At 60.7% G+C, this 17,942-nt stretch carries 16 protein-coding genes; 7 read left to right on the top strand and 9 right to left on the bottom strand.

Annotation, left to right across the window (positions count from 1 at the left end):
* The first annotated feature begins 5 nt into the window (after positions 1-5).
* From FHT97_RS16930 to ppa, 6 genes are all read left to right on the top strand, one after another.
* Positions 6-1,685: an iron ABC transporter permease gene (locus FHT97_RS16930; protein WP_183863722.1), complete on the top strand. Its 1,680-nt coding sequence runs from the start codon at positions 6-8 to the stop codon at positions 1,683-1,685.
* 129 nt (positions 1,686-1,814) lie between these two features.
* Positions 1,815-3,392, top strand: a complete 1,578-nt coding sequence (locus FHT97_RS16925; protein ID WP_183863721.1) for an alkaline phosphatase D family protein — start codon at positions 1,815-1,817, stop codon at positions 3,390-3,392.
* Positions 3,393-3,517: 125 nt separating this feature from the next.
* A complete protein-coding gene (typA, locus tag FHT97_RS16920; protein ID WP_183863720.1) occupies positions 3,518-5,335 on the top strand; it encodes a translational GTPase TypA in 1,818 nt (605 codons plus the stop codon).
* A gap of 202 nt (positions 5,336-5,537) precedes the next feature.
* A complete protein-coding gene (locus FHT97_RS16915) occupies positions 5,538-6,044 on the top strand; it encodes a GNAT family N-acetyltransferase (RefSeq protein ID WP_114714034.1) in 507 nt (168 codons plus the stop codon).
* 125 nt (positions 6,045-6,169) lie between these two features.
* On the top strand, positions 6,170-8,815 hold the full coding sequence (locus tag FHT97_RS16910; protein ID WP_183863719.1) for an AMP-binding protein: 2,646 nt from the start codon (positions 6,170-6,172) through the stop codon (positions 8,813-8,815).
* A 98-nt stretch (positions 8,816-8,913) separates the two neighbouring features.
* Entirely contained in the window at positions 8,914-9,450 is a 537-nt protein-coding gene (ppa, locus tag FHT97_RS16905; RefSeq protein WP_016556608.1) for an inorganic diphosphatase, read from the top strand.
* Here ppa and FHT97_RS16900 read toward each other — a convergent pair whose 3' ends face one another.
* A complete protein-coding gene (locus FHT97_RS16900) occupies positions 9,451-9,765 on the bottom strand; it encodes a DUF167 domain-containing protein (RefSeq protein ID WP_183755168.1) in 315 nt (104 codons plus the stop codon).
* The gene (locus FHT97_RS16895) at positions 9,762-10,052 is read right to left on the bottom strand and encodes a YggT family protein (RefSeq protein WP_016556606.1); all 291 of its coding nucleotides are present in this window, start codon (positions 10,050-10,052) and stop codon (positions 9,762-9,764) included. The genes FHT97_RS16900 and FHT97_RS16895 overlap by 4 nt, the downstream gene beginning before the upstream one ends.
* Before the next feature lie 139 nt (positions 10,053-10,191).
* Here FHT97_RS16895 and FHT97_RS16890 point away from each other — a divergent pair, with 139 nt between their 5' ends.
* Positions 10,192-11,439, top strand: a complete 1,248-nt coding sequence (locus FHT97_RS16890) for an MFS transporter (protein ID WP_183863718.1) — start codon at positions 10,192-10,194, stop codon at positions 11,437-11,439.
* Between the two features lie 6 nt (positions 11,440-11,445).
* On the opposite strand, the gene FHT97_RS16885 is transcribed toward FHT97_RS16890, so the two are convergent.
* From FHT97_RS16885 to hemC, 7 genes are all read right to left on the bottom strand, one after another.
* Entirely contained in the window at positions 11,446-11,931 is a 486-nt protein-coding gene (locus FHT97_RS16885; protein ID WP_016556604.1) for a RidA family protein, read from the bottom strand.
* A 146-nt stretch (positions 11,932-12,077) separates the two neighbouring features.
* Positions 12,078-12,830, bottom strand: a complete 753-nt coding sequence (locus FHT97_RS16880) for a glutamine amidotransferase (RefSeq protein WP_183863717.1) — start codon at positions 12,828-12,830, stop codon at positions 12,078-12,080.
* Entirely contained in the window at positions 12,820-13,305 is a 486-nt protein-coding gene (locus FHT97_RS16875) for a TerB family tellurite resistance protein (RefSeq protein ID WP_183755171.1), read from the bottom strand. The genes FHT97_RS16880 and FHT97_RS16875 overlap by 11 nt, the downstream gene beginning before the upstream one ends.
* Positions 13,306-13,320: 15 nt before the next feature.
* Positions 13,321-14,913, bottom strand: a complete 1,593-nt coding sequence (locus tag FHT97_RS16870) for a heme biosynthesis protein HemY (RefSeq protein WP_183863716.1) — start codon at positions 14,911-14,913, stop codon at positions 13,321-13,323.
* 3 nt (positions 14,914-14,916) lie between these two features.
* Positions 14,917-16,155: a COG4223 family protein gene (locus tag FHT97_RS16865; RefSeq protein WP_183863715.1), complete on the bottom strand. Its 1,239-nt coding sequence runs from the start codon at positions 16,153-16,155 to the stop codon at positions 14,917-14,919.
* Positions 16,156-16,243: 88 nt separating this feature from the next.
* Positions 16,244-16,951, bottom strand: coding sequence for a uroporphyrinogen-III synthase (locus FHT97_RS16860; RefSeq protein WP_183863714.1), 708 nt, complete (start codon positions 16,949-16,951; stop codon positions 16,244-16,246).
* Between the two features lie 7 nt (positions 16,952-16,958).
* Positions 16,959-17,888: a hydroxymethylbilane synthase gene (hemC, locus tag FHT97_RS16855; protein ID WP_183863713.1), complete on the bottom strand. Its 930-nt coding sequence runs from the start codon at positions 17,886-17,888 to the stop codon at positions 16,959-16,961.
* Between the last annotated feature and the right edge of the window lie 54 nt (positions 17,889-17,942).

Genomic DNA, 17,942 nt, shown 5'->3' with positions numbered 1-17,942 from the left:
GGGCGATGAGGACGAACGATGGTAGCGGCGCTGCGCCGGCCGCCTGGCTGGCGATCGCGGGGTTGATCGTTATCGTCGGCGTTCCATTCATCGCCGTTGTGCTTCAGGGCATCTTTCCCAACCTCGGACAGGGCTCGTTCGCGGGCCCTTTCTCCTCGCTTGTTGCGACACTTTTCGATAGCGCGCTTGTTGGCATGGCCGGGAACACCATTCTGCTCGGCAGTTGCGTGGTGCTGGCCTCGGCGCTGGTGGCGGTGCCGCTCGGCGTGTTTCGGGCGCTCTATCGCATCCCGCTCGCGCCGCTCTGGGATGTGTTGCTGCTCGTTCCGTTCATGATCCCGCCTTACATCGCCACACTTGGCTGGATCATGACGTTGCAACCGCGCGGCTATCTTCAGCAGATCGCGGGATTCAACCTCGCACCCTCTCTTTTTTCGCTGTTCGGCATGACCATGGTCATGGCCTTCAACACTTTTCCCGTCGTCTATTTCGCAGTATCGCGCACGGTCGAGGCTGTTGGTGCGCGTTATGCGGACGTCGGTCGCGTCTTCGGCGCATCGCCGGCGCGGGCGTTCTTTCGGATCACGCTACCACTGTCGGCGCCCGGGCTCGTTGCCAGCCTGATGCTGGTCTTTGCCGCAGCGATCGAGGAATACGGTACGCCGGCAGCGCTTGGTCGTCGCGCCGGCTTCCAGGTGCTGGTCACCGGTATCGACCTGCGGATCTCGGATTGGCCGATCGATCTGCCGGGGGCCGCGATCCTGTCGATCCTGCTTGTCGTCATGTCGCTGCTGACTTTCCTGCTGCAGCGATGGATCCTTGCCCGGCGGTCCTATCAGACCGTGGGCGGCAAACCCGCTGCCAAGGACAAGCGGCCGCTTGGGGCGATGAAGGTTCCCGTGATGATCGCCTTCGCCGTCGTCGCCTTCCTTGCGACGGGCGTGCCGCTGCTCTCGATCCTGTTCACCGCACTGTCGCGCACGATCTCGGGTGGTCTGGCGCTCGACAACATCAGCGTCGAGAACTTCCTGTCCGTCTTCAACAACAGCGCCGGTGCACTGGGCGCGCTTCTCAACAGCTTCTCGCTGGGCATCGGCACGGCGTTGATTACCGGCCTCATCGGCGTATTGGCCGCCTATACTGTGGTCAAGACGAAGATCCGCGGGCGCGTGGCGATCGACACGATGACGATCCTGCCGAATGCGCTGCCAGGCATCGTTGTTGCCGTCGGCCTGATCCTTGCCTGGAACATGCCCTGGCTGCCGGCGACCCCCTACAACACGGCATTTATCCTGCTTCTCGCCTATTGCTGCATCCTGCTGCCGCAGCCCGTGCGTTACACGACGGCGGCATTCCAGCAGATCGGGGACAGCCTGGAAGCCGCGGCTCGGGTCTTTGGTGCAAGCGGAGTGACTGCGTTCCGCCGCATCCTCCTGCCGCTCGTCTTTCCGAGCCTCGCTTCCGCAATGCTGTTGGTCTTTGCGCTTGCGTCGCGCGAACTGGTGGCTTCGGTCGTCGTCGCACCTGTCGGCATGCAGACGATCGCCACCTTCATCTGGCGGCAGTTCGAGCAGGGGTCGATTGGCCTCGGCATGGCGATGGCCTTCATCGCCATCCTCATCACGACGCTTTTGCCGCTTCTGCTGCTGACGCTGCTTCGCCGCAGCGGATTGGTGGCGGAATAGCGCCTCGCCAGCGGCGCTCTCGTAACAAAACTGTCGCTGAAGTTTCGAAAAACGGTCATGCCACCTTCAAGCGAATGACATGACAGCCGCCATAGGTTCGGCCCTCCCGTTAGCCGGATAGACCTTGGCATGACATTGACTGAAACGACCCGTCGACGCTTCCTTTCATCCATGGGCGCCGTTGGCGGATTTGCACTGGCCGGGCTGGCGATGCCCTATTACGCACGCGGCTCGTCCAGTCGCCCAGTCTTTACTGCGGGCGTGCAATCCGGCGATGTCGATGCGAATTCGGGCGTGGTCTGGGCGCAGGTGAGCCGGCCGGCACGGCTCTATGTCGAGTATTCGACGAGCGACCGGTTCGCCAATGCGGTGCGCGTCGCGCCCATTGACGTGACGCCGGATACCAATCTGGCGGGAAAGTTGCTGCTCCAGAATCTCCCTGATGATCAGGAGATATTCTATCGCTTCCGTGCGGCCGACCTGCAGGACGTCAACGATCTGTCGGAGCCGATCCATGGACAGTTTCGCACGGCGCCGGCGGGTAAACGCAACATCCGTTTTGCGTGGTCGGGGGATACGGCCGGCCAGGGCTGGGGCATTGATGACGAGGGGATGCGGACCTATTCGACGATCGCCTACCACCGGCCGGATTTCATGATCCACTCCGGCGACACCATCTATGCCGACAATCCCATTGCCGATGAGGTCAGGCTACGAGACGGTAGTGTCTGGAAGAACCGCATCGTCACCGAAGCAAAGCGCGACATTGCGCAGACGCTCGACCAGTTTCGTGGCCAGTGGGCCTATAATCTGCTCGACGACCATGTGAAGGCGTTCAACGCGGTCTGTCCGGTGTTCTATCAATGGGATGATCATGAGGTGCTGAACAACTGGTCGCCCTCGACCGACCTTCGCGACGATGATCGCTACAAGGAAAAATCGATCGCCACGCTTGCATCCCGCGCAAGCCGTGCCTTTCATGAGATGACGCCAATTCGTTACGTGGCCGATGAGCCGGGCCGGATTTATCGCAAGGTGTCCTACGGTCCACTGCTCGACGTCTTCTTCATCGACCTGCGCTCCTATCGTGGCCCGAACAGTCATGGGCTGGATGTCGAGCCAAACCCGGAGTGTCGGCTTCTGGGCGAGCGGCAGGTGGCGTGGCTGAAGCGCGAGCTGGTGCGCTCGACAGCGACCTGGAAGGTCATCGCCTGCGATCTGCCGATCGGGTTGGTGATCTGGGACGATTACGGTCACCGGACGGGCAGCGAGTCGATTTCCAATGGTGACAATGGCGCCCCGCGCGGTCGCGAGCTTGAGTTTGCCGATCTGCTGCGCTTCATCCGCGATGCCGGCATAGCGAACATGATCTGGCTGACAGCCGACGTGCACTATACGGCTGCGCACTACTACGATCCAGGTAAGGCGAAGTTCCATGAGTTCCTGCCGTTCTGGGAGTTCGTGGCGGGTCCGTTACATTCCGGAACCTATGGTCAGCAGGAACTCGACATGACTTTCGGGCCGCAGGTGAAGTTCATGAAAGCCGCACCTGGCGGTGCGGAGCAGAACCTGCCGCCCTCGGCCGGCATGCAGTTCTTCGGGCTTGTCGACATCGATGGGCAGACCGAGCAACTGACCGTGAGGCTGATGGATCGGAACGATACCGAGCTGTGGCGGACGACGCTCGATCCGCAGATATCGAGTTGACGTCCATGCATGGCAGGCAATCCGGCCTCCCCCCTTTCGCAAACGCGAAAAACACTGTATGAGCCGCCCAAATGAAATTGGCGCCTTCTCCCAGCGCGGCGCCCCAGCTTCAGAGATATAGACATATGGCACTTCGCAACATCGCGATTATCGCGCACGTTGACCATGGCAAGACGACACTGGTTGACGAACTCCTGAAACAGTCCGGCTCGTTCCGCGAGAACCAGCGCGTTGCAGAACGCGTCATGGACTCCAACGACCTGGAAAAGGAGCGCGGCATCACGATTCTTGCCAAGGCGACCTCGGTCGAGTGGAAGGGTGTTCGCATCAACATCGTCGACACCCCCGGCCACGCCGACTTCGGCGGTGAAGTCGAGCGTATTCTCTCGATGGTGGATGGCGCGATCGTTCTGGTCGACTCGTCGGAAGGCCCGATGCCGCAGACCAAGTTCGTCGTCTCCAAGGCGCTGAAGGTCGGCCTCCGTCCGATCGTCGCGATCAACAAGATCGACCGTCCCGATGGCCGCCACGAGGAAGTCATCAACGAAGTGTTCGACCTCTTCGCCAGCCTCGACGCCACGGACGAGCAGCTCGACTTCCCGATCCTCTACGGTTCGGGTCGCGATGGCTGGATGAACGTCAATCCTGAGGGCCCGAAGGACCAGGGTCTCGCACCGCTGCTCGACCTCGTGCTGAACCACGTTCCGGAGCCGACGGTTGCCGATGGCCCGTTCACGATGATCGGCACGATCCTCGAAGCCAACCCCTTCCTCGGCCGCATCATCACCGGCCGTATCAATTCCGGCTCGATCAAGCCGAACCAGGCCGTCAAGGTTCTCGGCCAGGATGGCAAGCTGATCGAAAGCGGTCGTATCTCGAAGATCCTCGCCTTCCGCGGTATCGAGCGCACCTCGATCGACGAAGCGCATGCAGGCGACATCGTCGCGATCGCCGGCCTCTCCAAGGGCACGGTTGCCGACACCTTCTGTGATCCGGCGATCACCGAAGCGCTGACCGCGCAGCCGATCGATCCGCCGACCGTCACCATGTCCTTCATCGTCAACGACAGCCCGCTGGCTGGCACCGAGGGTGACAAGGTTACCTCGCGCGTCATCCGCGACCGCTTGTTCAAGGAAGCCGAAGGCAACGTCGCGCTGAAGATCGAAGAAGCCGAAGGCAAGGATTCGTTCTACGTATCCGGCCGCGGCGAATTGCAGCTCGCTGTTCTGATCGAAACCATGCGCCGCGAAGGCTTCGAGCTCGCCGTGTCGCGTCCGCGCGTCGTCATGCACAAGGATGACAGCGGCAACACGATGGAACCGATCGAAGAAGTCGTCATCGACGTCGACGAAGAGCACTCCGGCGTCGTCGTGCAGAAGATGTCCGAGCGCAAGGCTGAAATGACCGAGCTGCGTCCTTCGGGCGGCAACCGCGTTCGCCTGGTGTTCAACGCGCCGACCCGCGGCCTGATCGGCTACCAGTCCGAACTGCTGACCGACACGCGCGGTACCGCCGTGATGAACCGCCTGTTCAAGGACTACCAGCCCTTCAAGGGCGAAATCGGTGGCCGTACGAACGGCGTTCTCCTTGCTAACGCTCCGGGCGAAGCCGTTGCCTACGCCATGTTCAACCTTGAAGATCGCGGCCCGATGATGATCGAGCCCGGCGAAAAGGTCTACATGGGCATGATCATCGGCATCCACAGCCGTGACAACGACCTCGAGGTCAACGTCCTCAAGGGCAAGCAGCTGACCAACATCCGCGCCGCCGGCAAGGACGAAGCCGTCAAGCTGACGCCGCCGATCCGCATGACGCTCGACCGCGCTCTCTCCTGGATCCAGGACGACGAGCTGATGGAAGTGACGCCGAAGTCGATCCGTCTGCGCAAGATGTATCTGGATGCGAACGATCGCAAGCGCTTCGCCAAGGCGAAGACGGCCTGAGTCATCCAGGCATTCTGAACACCAAAACCCCGGCCACCGTGCCGGGGTTTTTTATTGTGTGCCGCGTCGAATCCGGCTTGTCGCAATAGTTAAAGAAGCGTTAAATTTCAGTTGTCGTCCACATGTTAAGTCTGTGGGCAAGCGACCTGAATGCGCCGGACGCATATGGTTAATTGCCGGCAATCGGACCAGAGTACGCGTTATGAAGACGTTGTCGATCGATGTTCGGCGGGCCGAGCCGCACGATTCCCGAGCTATTTCGGAGGTGCATCGGCTTGCGTGGCAGCACACCTATGCGGGAATCATCCCGCACCGTGCGTTGCGACAGATGATCGAGCGTCGCGGTGAGAATTGGTGGCGCAAGGCCACCCGAGGGCCGGCAACGCTTCTCGTTCTCGATGTTGCCGGAACGGTCGCTGGTTACGCAACGCTTGGCCTCAATCGCGCCCGCGCCCTGCCTCAGGAAGGTGAGATCTACGAACTCTACCTTCGCCCAGAATATCAGGGCATTGGCCTCGGACATATGCTCTTCGGCGAAGCGAGACGCCTTCTGAAGTCATTGGGCTGCAAAGGGCTGGTTGTGTGGTGCCTTGAGGAGAACGAGAACGGGGCTCACTTCTACCGCAGCCATGGTGGTATCGACTATTGCGAAGGCATGGAAACCTTCGACCAGAAGCAGCTAAAAAAGATCGGCTTCATCTGGGGTTGAGGATCTTCCTTTCCCTATCGTTTTTTCCAGCGAAATTGACAGTTGCCGTCGTCACGAAAACTTGCAAATAACATTCAACTTATATAAGTCGCGGCTCACGCTCTTGGCGCGTGAGGGGGACAAGCATGTTGGATGGCTTTTGGACGCGTCTCGACCGCGGGGGTGACCGGCCCGCGTTGCTGCTGCCCTCCCGACCCGCCATTACTTACAGCGAGCTTGCCGATCGCGTCGCAACACTCGGCCGCGCTCTGGGCCCAACCAAAAAGCTGATGGCCATCGAAGCTGCGCATTCGGAGCATTCAATTATTGCCTATCTCGCAGCCCTTGCCGGCGGGCACGCGGTTGCATTGCTGCCGTCTGAGGACCGCGTCGCCTGGTCATCCTTCCTTGAGCGGTTTGCGCCCGAGATCGTCTACCGCCGTGAGGGTCGGCGCTGGCGGCTCACCGAAACAAACCTCAATTCCGGTGATGTGGCGGTGCATCCTGATCTTGCCCTCATGCTTGTGACATCGGGTAGTACGGGCAGTGGAAAGGCCGTGAGGTTGTCGAAGACAGCGGTGGCCGCCAACGCAGAGCAGATTGCCGACTATCTTGAACTGCTGGAAAGCGATGTTGGTGCGCTGGTCCTGCCGCTTCACTATTCATACGGTTTGTCTGTTCTCAATTCCCACCTTGCCGTCGGTGCCGCGATCTGGGTGCCAGGTACATCTGTCCTTGAACCGACATTCCTCGATGATTTCAGTGCCGCCCGATGCACCAACTTCGCAGGTGTTCCGCATTCCTACGAGCTCCTCGAGCAACGCGGGTTTCGCGAGCAGCACTATCCCGATCTTCGCTTCATGACGGTTGCCGGCGGACGTATGGAGTTGGAGGCGGTGCGGCGCTACCACGGGTGGCTGCAATACGAGGGGCAGCGCTTCTACGTGATGTATGGACAGACAGAAGCGACCGCACGAATTGCTTACGTCCCTCCTGAGCATCTGCCTGGGAGTGCAGATCGGATCGGGACCGCGGTGCCGGGCGGTGAGCTGTGGCTGGTCGACGAGAAGGGTGCAATAATCACGGACACCGACGTTGCCGGCGAGCTGGTCTATCGTGGGCCCAACGTCATGCTCGGCTACGCCGACACCCGTCAAGATCTGGCGCGCGGTGCTGATATTGAGGAGCTTCGGACCGGTGATCTGGCCGCGCGCGATGCGGACGGACTGTTTCGGATCACGGGCCGTTTGCGGCGGATGTCCAAGATCGGCGGTGTCCGTCTCGGCCACGATGCGCTTGAAGCAGCGCTGGCTGCGAAAGGCATCACAGCCGCGGTCGTGGGCAACGACCAGCAGCTGCTTGCGGCCTTTGCAGGGTCGCAACGCGAGGAGGATGTTCGTGAGGCGCTGGCGGTGATTGCAGGCATCGGCTTGCCACAGGTGCGCGCGATCGGCTTTGAGGAGCTGCCGCGGCTTGCCAACGGTAAGATTGACTACGCACACCTCCGCCTACGCATGGAATCCCCGACGGCGTGCGAGCAAGCCACGGTCTTGAGCCTGTTTCGCGAAGTGTTTTTTCCCCGACGCGTCTCGCCCAACGACAGCTTTGCAGAGCTTGGCGGGGATTCGTTGCGTTATCTCGAGCTTACAGTCGGTCTCGAGCGGCTGCTTGGCAGGGTGCCGGATGGTTGGGAAAAGATAACTGTCGGTGTGCTGGCGGGTCTATCGCATTCGTCGAGCCCCCAACGAACGATCGCCAGTGACATTCTCCTGAAATCCATTGCAATCCTGCTGGTGGTGCTCCATCACGCCACGCCGTGGCCCATTCCTGGCGGTGCGGGCACAATGTTGGTGCTGTGCGGATACGGGCTGGCGCGCTTCCAGTCCAGTGCGCTTTTCGCCGGGGACCTGAGGCGTTTTCTGCTGCCGCTTAGCCTAGTTCTCTGGCCCTACTACCTTGTCGTCCTGGGTTTCAGTATTGCCTGGGGTGCAATACCGTGGGCCTCGGTCTTCCTGGTCGGCAACCTTGGCTTCGCTGAGCCTGATCGACATGAAATGCTGCCTTATCTCTACTGGTTCGTGGAGGCTTTCGCGCAGCTTCTGGTGCTTTGGGGAGCCTTGTTTGCTGTGCCGAGCATTCGCCGTTCTGCGGCAAGGGATCCTTTCCGTTTCGGCATGCTGTTTTTGGCGTTTGCCGTCCTCGCGCATTTCGCGGTCCCGGCGCTCTCGCCAGTTGGGCAGCGGCAGATATTCACCCTTGCCTGGGTGTTGCACCTTGCGGTTTTCGGATGGTGCGCGGCTTTTGCAAATTCGAGGAGCCGACGACTTGCGGTAATCGCCGCCGGATGCGCGGTCATGCCGCTTATGGCCTATACTGGCGGAAACTGGTCAGGGTCCTGGGTCCTCTATGGTATGCAGTTGCCGGTACTTGCCGTCCTTCTCTACGTGCCTCGGGTCAAGCTGCCCGCGACGCTTGCCGCCGTGCTGGTTGCGATCGCTGCCGGGAGCTATCACATTTACCTGCTACACCGGATTCTGCCGGAGGCCCTGTTTGATAGCGCCGATCCCGCGACCTTTAACGCGCCGCTACCGGTCGCAGTATCGGTCGTGTCCGGTCTATTGAGCGGCATACTTGCCCATCAGCTCCAGCGTCGCATCATGCTTGGCCAACGCTTGTGGGCAGGGTTGAGCTGGCTCGGCGATTGCCTGCGCCAGTCAGGCCGACAGGGGATGTCGTTCGGATCCGGTCGGCCCCTTGTAAGGGAACAACAGAGAAGTCGCGTGTCGCCTTGACGACCTCTTAGACGGGCCCAATCCACATTGGCGTGTTGCGTTGCGGGATGATTCCCAGTATCTGGCAACCATCGACTTAACCTTTAGAGGGAAGCTCTATGCGCATCGACGCCGTTTCCATTGGCAAGAACCCGCCGGAAGATGTCAACGTCATCGTTGAGGTGCCCGTCGGCGGCCACCCGATTAAGTACGAAATGGACAAGGAAGCCGGTACGCTGGTTGTCGATCGCTTCCTCTATACGCCGATGACTTATCCGGGCAACTACGGCTTCGTGCCGCATACGCTCTCCGAAGACGGCGACCCGATCGACGTCCTCATCGCCAGCACCCGTCCGCTCGTTCCGGGCTGTGTTATCAACGTGCGCCCAATCGGCGTTCTGAAGATGGAAGACAATTCCGGCAAGGACGAGAAGATCATCGCCGTACCTTCGCCGAAGCTCACGCTGCGCTACGAGAAGGTGAAGGACTACACCGACCTTCCGGATATCACGCTGAAGCAGATCGAGCACTTCTTCGAGCATTACAAGGATCTTGAGCCCGGCAAGTGGGTGAAGATTTTTGGTTGGGGCGATTCCAAGGAAGCTGGCGCACTGATCCTCGAGGCGATCGAACGCGCCAAGAAGGAAAAAGCGTAATCAGCTTTCGAGACGAGCACTCAATTTCCTGATCAAATCCTCCGGGTCGCCATCGATCCGGAGGATTTTTTTACGCGATGTGTCGCCGGAGGCGATACTGACGGATGATTTCGCGACCGCAAGCGACCTCGCTATGAGCGCGATCAAGGCTTTGTTCGCCTTACCCTTCTCGGGAGCCACAGCCACCCTGGCTTTGAGGTGAGACTTGTCCTCGGCGTCTACTTCAATGCCGTCAATGGCATCGCGCCCGCCGTTGGGCGTCAAGCGAACTGCCAGAGATATGTGGTCGGTGAAAGCAGCCCAGGGCCGGTTCATGCCACCAGCGGGAAGATCGAATTCCACATCAGCGAGCGCACGAAGAAGATGATCAGCAGCAGGATGATTGGCGAAATGTCGATACCGCCAAGGTTCGGCAGCACGCGACGGATCGGCCGTAGCAGCGGTTCGGTGACGTTGTAGAGGAACATGCCGACCGAATTGACGAACTGATTGCTGGAGTTGATTACGTTGAACGCATACAGCCAGGAGAAGATGGCGCTGGCGATCAGCACCCAAGTATAGAGATTCAAAGCCAAATCAATGGTTTGAAAAAGCGCAAGCATTGCAATCTCCAGTTCGTTGTTGACAGACATGTAGACATTGGCGACTAAACGAGCAAGTGCTGTCTCGAAACGCATTGTAAATCATGTTTAACAGCGGCGTCGTGCGTTGGCGTCTGGCCTGTTGTCCTGGAAAGCCCTCATGTCCTTTTCGCCAACCGGAGACCGTTTTGCCGCGTTCCGGCATCCTTCATATACTCGGTTCTTCTTCGCACGATTTCTCCTGTCCTTTTCGCAACAGATCGTCAGCGTGGCAGTTGGCTGGCAGATGTACGATCAGACCGGCAGCGCCATCTATCTCGGCCTGATTGGCCTGGTGCAATTTCTGCCGTCCTTGGTACTGATCCTTGTCACGGGGTCGGTCGCCGACCGGCATAACCGGCGTGCGATCGCTGCCCTTTGCTCGCTCGTAAGCGCGCTGTGCACGCTCGCACTGTTGTTGATGACGATTACGGGCACGTTCTCGCCACTACCGGTATTTGCTGTGCTGCTGGTGTTTGGCATCGAACGCGCCTTCATGTCGCCGGCCGTTCAGTCGCTCGCACCAAACCTTGTGCCAGCACAAGACTTGTCGAATGCCATCGCCTGGAATTCGTCCTCATGGCAACTAGCGGCGATTACAGGACCGGTTCTCGGCGGTCTCTTGTATGGCATCAGTCCTCACACGGCCTACACGGTTGCTGTTGTCTTCGCCGCACTGGGCGCAGCACTGCTCTACATGATCCCCAAACCGCCGCAGAAAACGACCGGCGAAGCCAAGAGCTGGGATATGATCCTCGGTGGCTTCCGCTTCATCCGTGCCGAGAAGGTCGTACTCGGCGCCATATCGCTGGACCTCTTTGCGGTGCTGCTCGGTGGCGCGACGGCACTGATGCCGATCTTTGCGCGGGATATCCTGACCCTCGGCCCATGGGGGCTTGGTCTCCTGCGATCGGCACCCGGGGTCGGCGCCATTGCAATGGCGATTTTTCTCGCTGCCTATCCACTCAGGCATCGTGCGGGCGTTGCCATGTTCATCGGCGTTGCCCTGTTCGGTATTGGCACCATCGCGTTCGGATTCTCGACCAGCACGGAACTATCGATCGCAGCGCTGGCCATCATGGGGGCGGCCGACATGATTTCCGTCTATGTGCGGGAAAGCCTGATCGCCCTCTGGACGCCGGACGAATTGCGCGGCCGAGTCAATGCCGTCAACATGGTCTTTGTCGGCGCCTCCAATGAACTCGGAGAGTTTCGCGCCGGCACCATGGCGTCCATTTTTGGCGCCGTCCCTGCGGTTGTCATTGGCGGCATTGGGACACTTGCCGTAGCGGCAATTTGGGCAACGAGCTTTCCTAAGCTGCGCAAGATCGACAGCCTTGATGCGCCCGAGCGGCTTGGACAGGCGTGACGGTCTTCAGGTCGAGATAATGACCTCTGCTTCGATTTCGACGGGAAAGTTCAGCGGTAGGCCGGCAACGCCAATCGCTGATCGGGAGTGGCTACCGACTTCCGGTCCGAACACTTCGATGATCAGCTCGGTGAAACCGTTGATGACGGCCGGCGAATTGGCAAAGCGCGGCGCGCAATTCACCATACCGAAAACGCGGCACCAGCCAGTAATGCGATCAAGGCTGCCTAGTTCCCGCTTCAGACTGCCCAACATGGAAAGCGCTACTTTCCGAGCGGATGCCTTGGCCTCCTCAATGGAGATGTTCTCACCAACCGCTCCGAACGGGCCTGCAGGCGTACCATCGGTATTCTGTGGGCCGTGACCCGAGACGAATGCGCGATTACCGCGCACGTTCACCCACGGAAATGGCAGGACCATATTGGAAGGCAGTTTCAATGGCTGCGGTAGAACCAATCCCAACGCGGCAAGTCTCTGCTCGTAATTGGCCATGGAATTCCTCCGGAGATAGCTTTGCTCGTCATTGCTCGGGTACGGAAATCCGAAGATCTGATCTTGGATCGGAACATTCTTACTGGCGGGTATCGCCAAAGTGGTCGTTGGCGATCCTAGCACGCCGCGGTGCAGGGCGCACGCCGCTAAGCGGAAAGGACGGCCTTGGACGTTGCGACGGATTTCTTGGCCTCGAAAACAATATCGAGGAACTCACTCAGCCATGCCTTTAGCGGCGCGTCGAAGAGCATGCGTCCTTCCAGGTGTTCACGGCCCTGTTGCGCATTCGGAAGTATGAAGCGATGAGCGCCGTGGACCACCCAGCGGTGCATCATCGCGCGTGTCAGCTCGGCATGGAACTGGAGCCCCCAGGCATGGCCATCATAACGAAAGGCCTGATTGGGATAGGTGTCGCCTTCAGCCAGCAATTCCGCTCCGTGTGGCAGGTCAAAGCCTTCGCGGTGAAAGTGATAGACCATCCTCGGCCAGTGCATCAGCAGGCGGCCTTTCTCGGTCGGGCGCAAAGGATACCAGCCGATTTCGGTGGAGCCGTCGGCATTTGCCTGGACCTTGCCGCCGAGTTGCCGGACAAGCATCTGCGCGCCAAGGCAGATGCCGAGCAGTGGACGCTTTTCTCTGAGCGGCACATCGAGCCAATTGATTTCCGTCTTGACGAAGTCATCTGTATCGTTGGCGCTCATCGGACCACCGAAGACGACGGCACCCGCATGTTCCGCAAGCGTCGAGGGAAGCCTATCGCCGAGAACCGGGCGTCGGATATCGAGCCGGTATCCCTTCTCGACCAGTAGCTGACCGACCCGTCCGGGGCTCGAACGCTCCTGATGGAGGACGATCAAGACGGGACGTTTGTCGTCCTCCGGTAAACGGTCAGTCGGCATCGTCCTGCACCACCTCGGCATCCGTGACCCGTCGCGCTGCCTCCTGCCGCTTCTGGATACGCTCGCGGGCGGAGACACCGAGAAGCTCGGCAATGCGCCAGATCGCATCATCCTCCATCTCGCTACGCTCTCCATCGGCATAGACGATGTCCCAGAGAACCCCGATCAGCTCGAGCCGCTGTTCGGTGTTAAGGTGACGCTTGAGATCCGAGGTGAAGCGGTAGTAGTCGACGGCATCGCTTTCCGCCTCCTGGCCGGCGGCGATCAGCGCGTCGAGTTGCTTGCGATCGAGCCCGTACTGATCCTTCAGCAGCTTGCGAAGTCGCTTCGTTTCGCTGTCCTTGACCTGCCCATCGGCCTCCATGACCTGCATGCAGAGCGCGGCCACAGCGATGCGCGGATCGTCGGGCGCAAAGCCCTTCTTTGTGTTGTCGGAAGTCAGATTCTGAAAGAATTCCTGGAAGCGTTCGAACATTTAGGTCCTGTTTAATTAGAAAAGGCGGAGCCGTGTCTTGGGTTCTGGTTCCGCTGCTGGATTGCGAACGCCGGGATCGTCCGGCAGGCCGCCAAAGAAGGGGCGCGGTTCGGGTGAAGGTGCTGCGTCAGTCGGCTGTTTGCTTGTTCCCGGCTGCTTCGGAGACGGTCGCGCCGCCTCGGCGATCGTTGCAGCCCGCTCGAGTTCGATGATGCGATGATCGCTTGCCAGGTTTTCAGAACGGGCTTCGCGCACGGGGGGGAGCGTTTTCAGAGCGCTGTCGATCGAGATCGTTGTGCTTTCGTCAACTGCCTTGTCCACGTGGTCGAACGGCGCTTTCCAGACAAAAGCGTCCAATCGACCGCTGACTGGCGAGAGCGGCAACCATTTGTCGGAAACGAAACCGTCCGCCACCCATGCCGGATCGCGCGGAGCCTTCAGGGCTTGGGCAAGCCAGTGGCGAATACGACCTTGATCGCCGGTTTCGGCCTCCTCGATGTCGGCAAGCAGCAGGAAAACGGCTTCGCGTGGCTCGATGCGGGCGGCGGCCTCCGCCTTGGCGCGGGCCTTGGCAAAATCCTGAGTGTCGAGAGCGGCCTGAGCGACCAGGAGCAGAGATTCGACGTTGTTTGGCCGCATTGCTTCCAGGCGCTCGGCGCGCTTGAGGCGGTCGGCAGCAGAATCGCCGCTGCGCGCACGCACATAGGTGCCGCCGATGTCCGGATGCGGGTTCGACTTCCATGCCTGTTCGAGGATGGAGGCCGCCTTGCGCAGCTTGTCTTCACGGAACAGGGCTTTCGCGGCGATAATTGCGGCAGGCTCGAAGTCGGCCGAAAGCTTGAGGGCATGCGTAGCGTCGTCGCGCGCGCCCGCCGGATCGTTCTCGAGTTTCTCGGTGGCGCGAGCGGTCAACAGAACGGCGCGAAGCCTGTCAGCCTCGGCCTTTTCGATGACGCGACCTGCCTTTTGCTGCTCCAGCAACCGCATCGCATCATCCCAGCGCCCGGCCTGGCTGCGATACTCGAGCGTTGCCTGGGCGGCCCATGGCAGATAGGGCGCGTTGTCGGCAGCCTTTTCGGCATACTGCCGGGCCGCTTCGTTGGCGCCGAGGCGCTTGGCTTCGAGATACAGCCCACGCAACCCGAGTTCGCGAGTCTCGGGATCGTTTGTCATTTCCTCGAACTTGGCACGCGCTTCGTCGTGGCGGCCCTCGATCAACGCGGCCTGCGCCTCGAGAAGTGCGATCAGCGGCTCCTGATCGGCGCGGATCAAACCGCGGGAGCGGGCGGCCATTTTGCGAGCCATCAGCGCGTTGCCCGCGCCTGCTGCAATTAAGCCAGTCGACAGCGCCTGATAGCCGCGATCGCGCTTGCGGGCGCGAAAATAGCGGGTGACGGAATAGGGCGACGTCCAGATTGTTCGCAGCAGCCACCATACGATCATCACGACCGCAATGAGCGCGATCAGGGCGCTCGCAGCGACGATGAGCCGGGTTTGGTAGAGCTGGCCTTCCCAAATCAGCGAAAGATCGCCCGGGCGATCGGCCAGCCACGAAAATCCATAGCCAAGCGCCAGAACGAGGAGGGCGAATACGACGAGCCTGATCATGCCTCAGCCCTCCTTGCCAGCGTTGGAAACAGCCTTGGACACTGCGCTGCCCACGAGATCCTCGACGCGGATGCGGGCTTCCAGGGATTGCTGGAATGCGGCGGAGGCCTGTTTGGCCTCAGCCGGCAAGGCGGCCCATTCCGATGCGGCGCCCTGCAGGTCGCCGTTTTTCACTTTGTCTTCCATGCGTGCGGCGATCGCTTCGACGCTTTCGCCATCGACGTTGCCGACAGGCCGGACCTTTACAAGCGACTTGGCGCCCGCCATCAACCGGTCGGACCAACTCTGGTTGGCATCGGTCTGATTGACGGAATCAACGATTGCTGTTGCGACATCCGGCACCTGGCGGACCAACTCGGCACGCGAGGGAACGCCGGTCTCCGCAAATTTGCGCAGATCCGCGGTCGCCGGATCATCGGGGGAAACCCCTGCAAAGGTGTCGAGTTCGGCGACGAACGGACCGCCGCGATCAATTGCTGCCTTCAGCGCGGCGGCGGCGATCGCCCGGGCGACGGCGACATCCTGCCGTGGCTCATTGAGCTTCTTTTCCGCCTCGGCAAGGCGTTGCTCAATATCCGCGCTGTCGGAGGATTTCTGCTCCGACGCTTGAGTGACGGCGCCACGCAGTTGATCGACCTGGCCGGTCAAATCTGCAATCTTCTGATTGAGAGCATCGACCGCAGTCGTGTCGGCCGCAGCGGGCGGGTTCTTGGTCGTCGCCTCCAATGCCGCGATACGTTGTTCCAGCGCACCGGTGTCGGAGGTGGGCGGAGCGGCGGCGAGATTGGCGACTGATTGCTTAAGGCCGTCGATCTCGGCGGAGAAGTTGGCGACGTCAGCCGATGGTGTCGCAGGCGCCGATGAGCTTGGCAGGTAGCCGGCATACTGAATGGCGCCTGCGCCAACAAGCGCAATCAGGCCGCCGACGATCCCGGCTGCGATCAGGCCCGACGTACCGCTGTGCGGTGGGGCGGCGGGCGGTGCTGGCGGAACGGGATTGCTTGGCTCGTGCGGCTCTGGTGAGGGTTCGGCAGCGGCCACCAGCGTTTCTTCGGGCAACGGCTCGCTGGTCAGGTCGGGCTGTGCTGGAGGCTCGTCCGCAGCGTTCGTATCGGGCGCTTCGGACGGCTTATCGGCTTTCGTTTCGGCATCCTTGGCAGAAGCAAATTCCTGCGCGTCCAGATCGATGGTGACCGGCTCTTCGGTGTTCTTCGAGTGGCGAGGCGGATTTCCTGGTGCCATGAGATCCTCTTACTGATGCATTGCAACGAAACTAGTCAGTGATGCTATTCAAGGAAAGAGGTTTGATAAAATTTGGGCGCGCTTGCGTTCAAAGGAGCGACAAAAGGCTGCGCTCTTCCGGCATCTCCGCAATGCTGACCGCACTCTGCAGCGGCGCAGGGATCACCTCCGCGACGGACTTGCTGAGGCAAAGAAAGCGCATTCCATCCGTGCTGCCGTCCTGCATCAGTGCCGCGGCCACATGGAAGAAATTTTCAGCCGTTTGGCGTGAATAAAGGAGCACCGCGTCGGGCCGTTGATCGATGAGGATCGTTTCCAACGTTTGAGGTGAGGGCTCGATCGGCTCCATCCGGTAACATTCCACAACGACGATCTGCAGACCCATTTCCTGCGCACGCTTCTCGAAGGTCGCTGCTCTTGGCGAGCCGGCGAGATAGACGACAGCGCCGCCTGCCTGTTTCGCGATTGTCTCGGCAAGGTCGGTGCCGCTGCCGCCTGATGCGGTGATGGAGGTAAAGCCGATCTTCCGCGCTTCTTCGGCCGTTGCATCGCCGACCGCAAAGACGGGGCGCGCACGATGGATGGCAAGTTCGGCTGCATGCGATGTAAGCGCCCTGATCGCTTCGGCACTGGTGATCGCTATGCTGCCCTTGGTCGTGGTTAAGCCGCGCAGCGCCGCACTGGCGTCGTGAACCGGTCGCGACAGTGGCAGCAGTATGGGCTCGTGCCCCAACTCGCGAAGACGCTTGGCGGTGCGCTCGCCCGAATGCTGAGGACGGGTCACGAGCACGCGCATCGAAGCGTCAACTCCAGTCGTCGAAGAAGCTGCTGCCGGCGCGTGCGCGGATTTCCTGCCCGGCACGGGTGCCAAGGGCGGCCGCGTCGCGCCTGTGGCCGTCGACGCTGACAGCGTGCTGATTGCGACCGTCAGGCGTGATGATCAGCCCGGAAAAGCGAACCTGGTCGCCTTCGCAAATGGCATAGCCGCCGATTGGCGTGCGGCAGGAGCCATCCAAAGCGGCGAGAAAAGCCCTTTCACAGGAAACCGCGTCGAAGGTCGCGGCATCATTGATGGGTACAAGCAGGTCGTCGACGCGGGCATCGCTAATGCGGCTTTCGATGCAGATCGCCCCCTGTGCCGGTGCGGGCGGAAAGGTATCCGCCGAAAGAATATCGGTTATCACGTCGACCTTGCCGAGACGCTTCAAGCCGGCGAGCGCAAGTAGCGTGGCGTCGACCTGGCCTTCCTGCAACTTTCTCAGTCGCGTATCGACAAGGCCGCGAAAGGTAATGACGTTGATGTCGGGCCGCATTCTGCGGATCAGCGCCTGGCGGCGGAGCGACGAAGAGCCAACGGTTGCGCCATGTGGCAGATCGATCAGCTTCGGCGCCGTGCGCCCGATCACCGCGTCGCGGACATCCTCGCGTGGCAGGTAGGCGGAAAGACAGAGCCCCTCCGGAAGTCGTGTCGGCATGTCCTTGGCGGAATGCACGGCAATGTCGAGATCGCCGCTTGCAAGCTGCTGTTCCAGTTCTTCGGTGAAAAGCCCCTTGCCGCCGATCTCGGCCAGCGAGCGGTCGGTGATGCGATCGCCCTTGGTGCTGAGAACGACGATTTCGAACATCTCTGCGGGAAGCCCATGCGCTGCCATCAGCCTGTCACGCGCTTCGTGAGCCTGGGCGAGCGCCAGCGGGCTACCTCGGGTGCCGATCCGGAAAGGTTTTGTTTGCATCCGCATTGATCCGTTGTTACCGGAGTTCCTCGTAAACGGGTTTAAGACCCATCG

Source organism: Rhizobium sp. BK399, from assembly GCF_014194695.1.
Lineage (GTDB): Bacteria > Pseudomonadota > Alphaproteobacteria > Rhizobiales > Rhizobiaceae > Rhizobium.
Note: the sequence above shows the minus strand (reverse complement) of the source record. Positions and strands in the feature narration are given on the sequence as shown.

What these genes read in the sequence shown, in the direction of transcription:
- FHT97_RS16925 (WP_183863721.1), top strand. Translation starts at nt 1,815, where the DNA reads ATGACATTGACTGAAACGACCCGTCGACGCTTCCTTTCATCCATGGGC.
- FHT97_RS16885 (WP_016556604.1), bottom strand. Translation starts at nt 11,931, where the DNA reads ATGGCCAATTACGAGCAGAGACTTGCCGCGTTGGGATTGGTTCTACCG.
- FHT97_RS16915 (WP_114714034.1), top strand. Translation starts at nt 5,538, where the DNA reads ATGAAGACGTTGTCGATCGATGTTCGGCGGGCCGAGCCGCACGATTCC.
- FHT97_RS16890 (WP_183863718.1), top strand. Translation starts at nt 10,192, where the DNA reads ATGTCCTTTTCGCCAACCGGAGACCGTTTTGCCGCGTTCCGGCATCCT.
- typA (WP_183863720.1), top strand. Translation starts at nt 3,518, where the DNA reads ATGGCACTTCGCAACATCGCGATTATCGCGCACGTTGACCATGGCAAG.
- FHT97_RS16930 (WP_183863722.1), top strand. Translation starts at nt 6, where the DNA reads ATGAGGACGAACGATGGTAGCGGCGCTGCGCCGGCCGCCTGGCTGGCG.
- FHT97_RS16860 (WP_183863714.1), bottom strand. Translation starts at nt 16,951, where the DNA reads ATGCGCGTGCTCGTGACCCGTCCTCAGCATTCGGGCGAGCGCACCGCC.
- FHT97_RS16895 (WP_016556606.1), bottom strand. Translation starts at nt 10,052, where the DNA reads ATGCTTGCGCTTTTTCAAACCATTGATTTGGCTTTGAATCTCTATACT.
- FHT97_RS16910 (WP_183863719.1), top strand. Translation starts at nt 6,170, where the DNA reads ATGTTGGATGGCTTTTGGACGCGTCTCGACCGCGGGGGTGACCGGCCC.
- ppa (WP_016556608.1), top strand. Translation starts at nt 8,914, where the DNA reads ATGCGCATCGACGCCGTTTCCATTGGCAAGAACCCGCCGGAAGATGTC.
- FHT97_RS16870 (WP_183863716.1), bottom strand. Translation starts at nt 14,913, where the DNA reads ATGATCAGGCTCGTCGTATTCGCCCTCCTCGTTCTGGCGCTTGGCTAT.
- FHT97_RS16865 (WP_183863715.1), bottom strand. Translation starts at nt 16,155, where the DNA reads ATGGCACCAGGAAATCCGCCTCGCCACTCGAAGAACACCGAAGAGCCG.
- hemC (WP_183863713.1), bottom strand. Translation starts at nt 17,888, where the DNA reads ATGCAAACAAAACCTTTCCGGATCGGCACCCGAGGTAGCCCGCTGGCG.
- FHT97_RS16900 (WP_183755168.1), bottom strand. Translation starts at nt 9,765, where the DNA reads ATGAACCGGCCCTGGGCTGCTTTCACCGACCACATATCTCTGGCAGTT.
- FHT97_RS16880 (WP_183863717.1), bottom strand. Translation starts at nt 12,830, where the DNA reads ATGCCGACTGACCGTTTACCGGAGGACGACAAACGTCCCGTCTTGATC.
- FHT97_RS16875 (WP_183755171.1), bottom strand. Translation starts at nt 13,305, where the DNA reads ATGTTCGAACGCTTCCAGGAATTCTTTCAGAATCTGACTTCCGACAAC.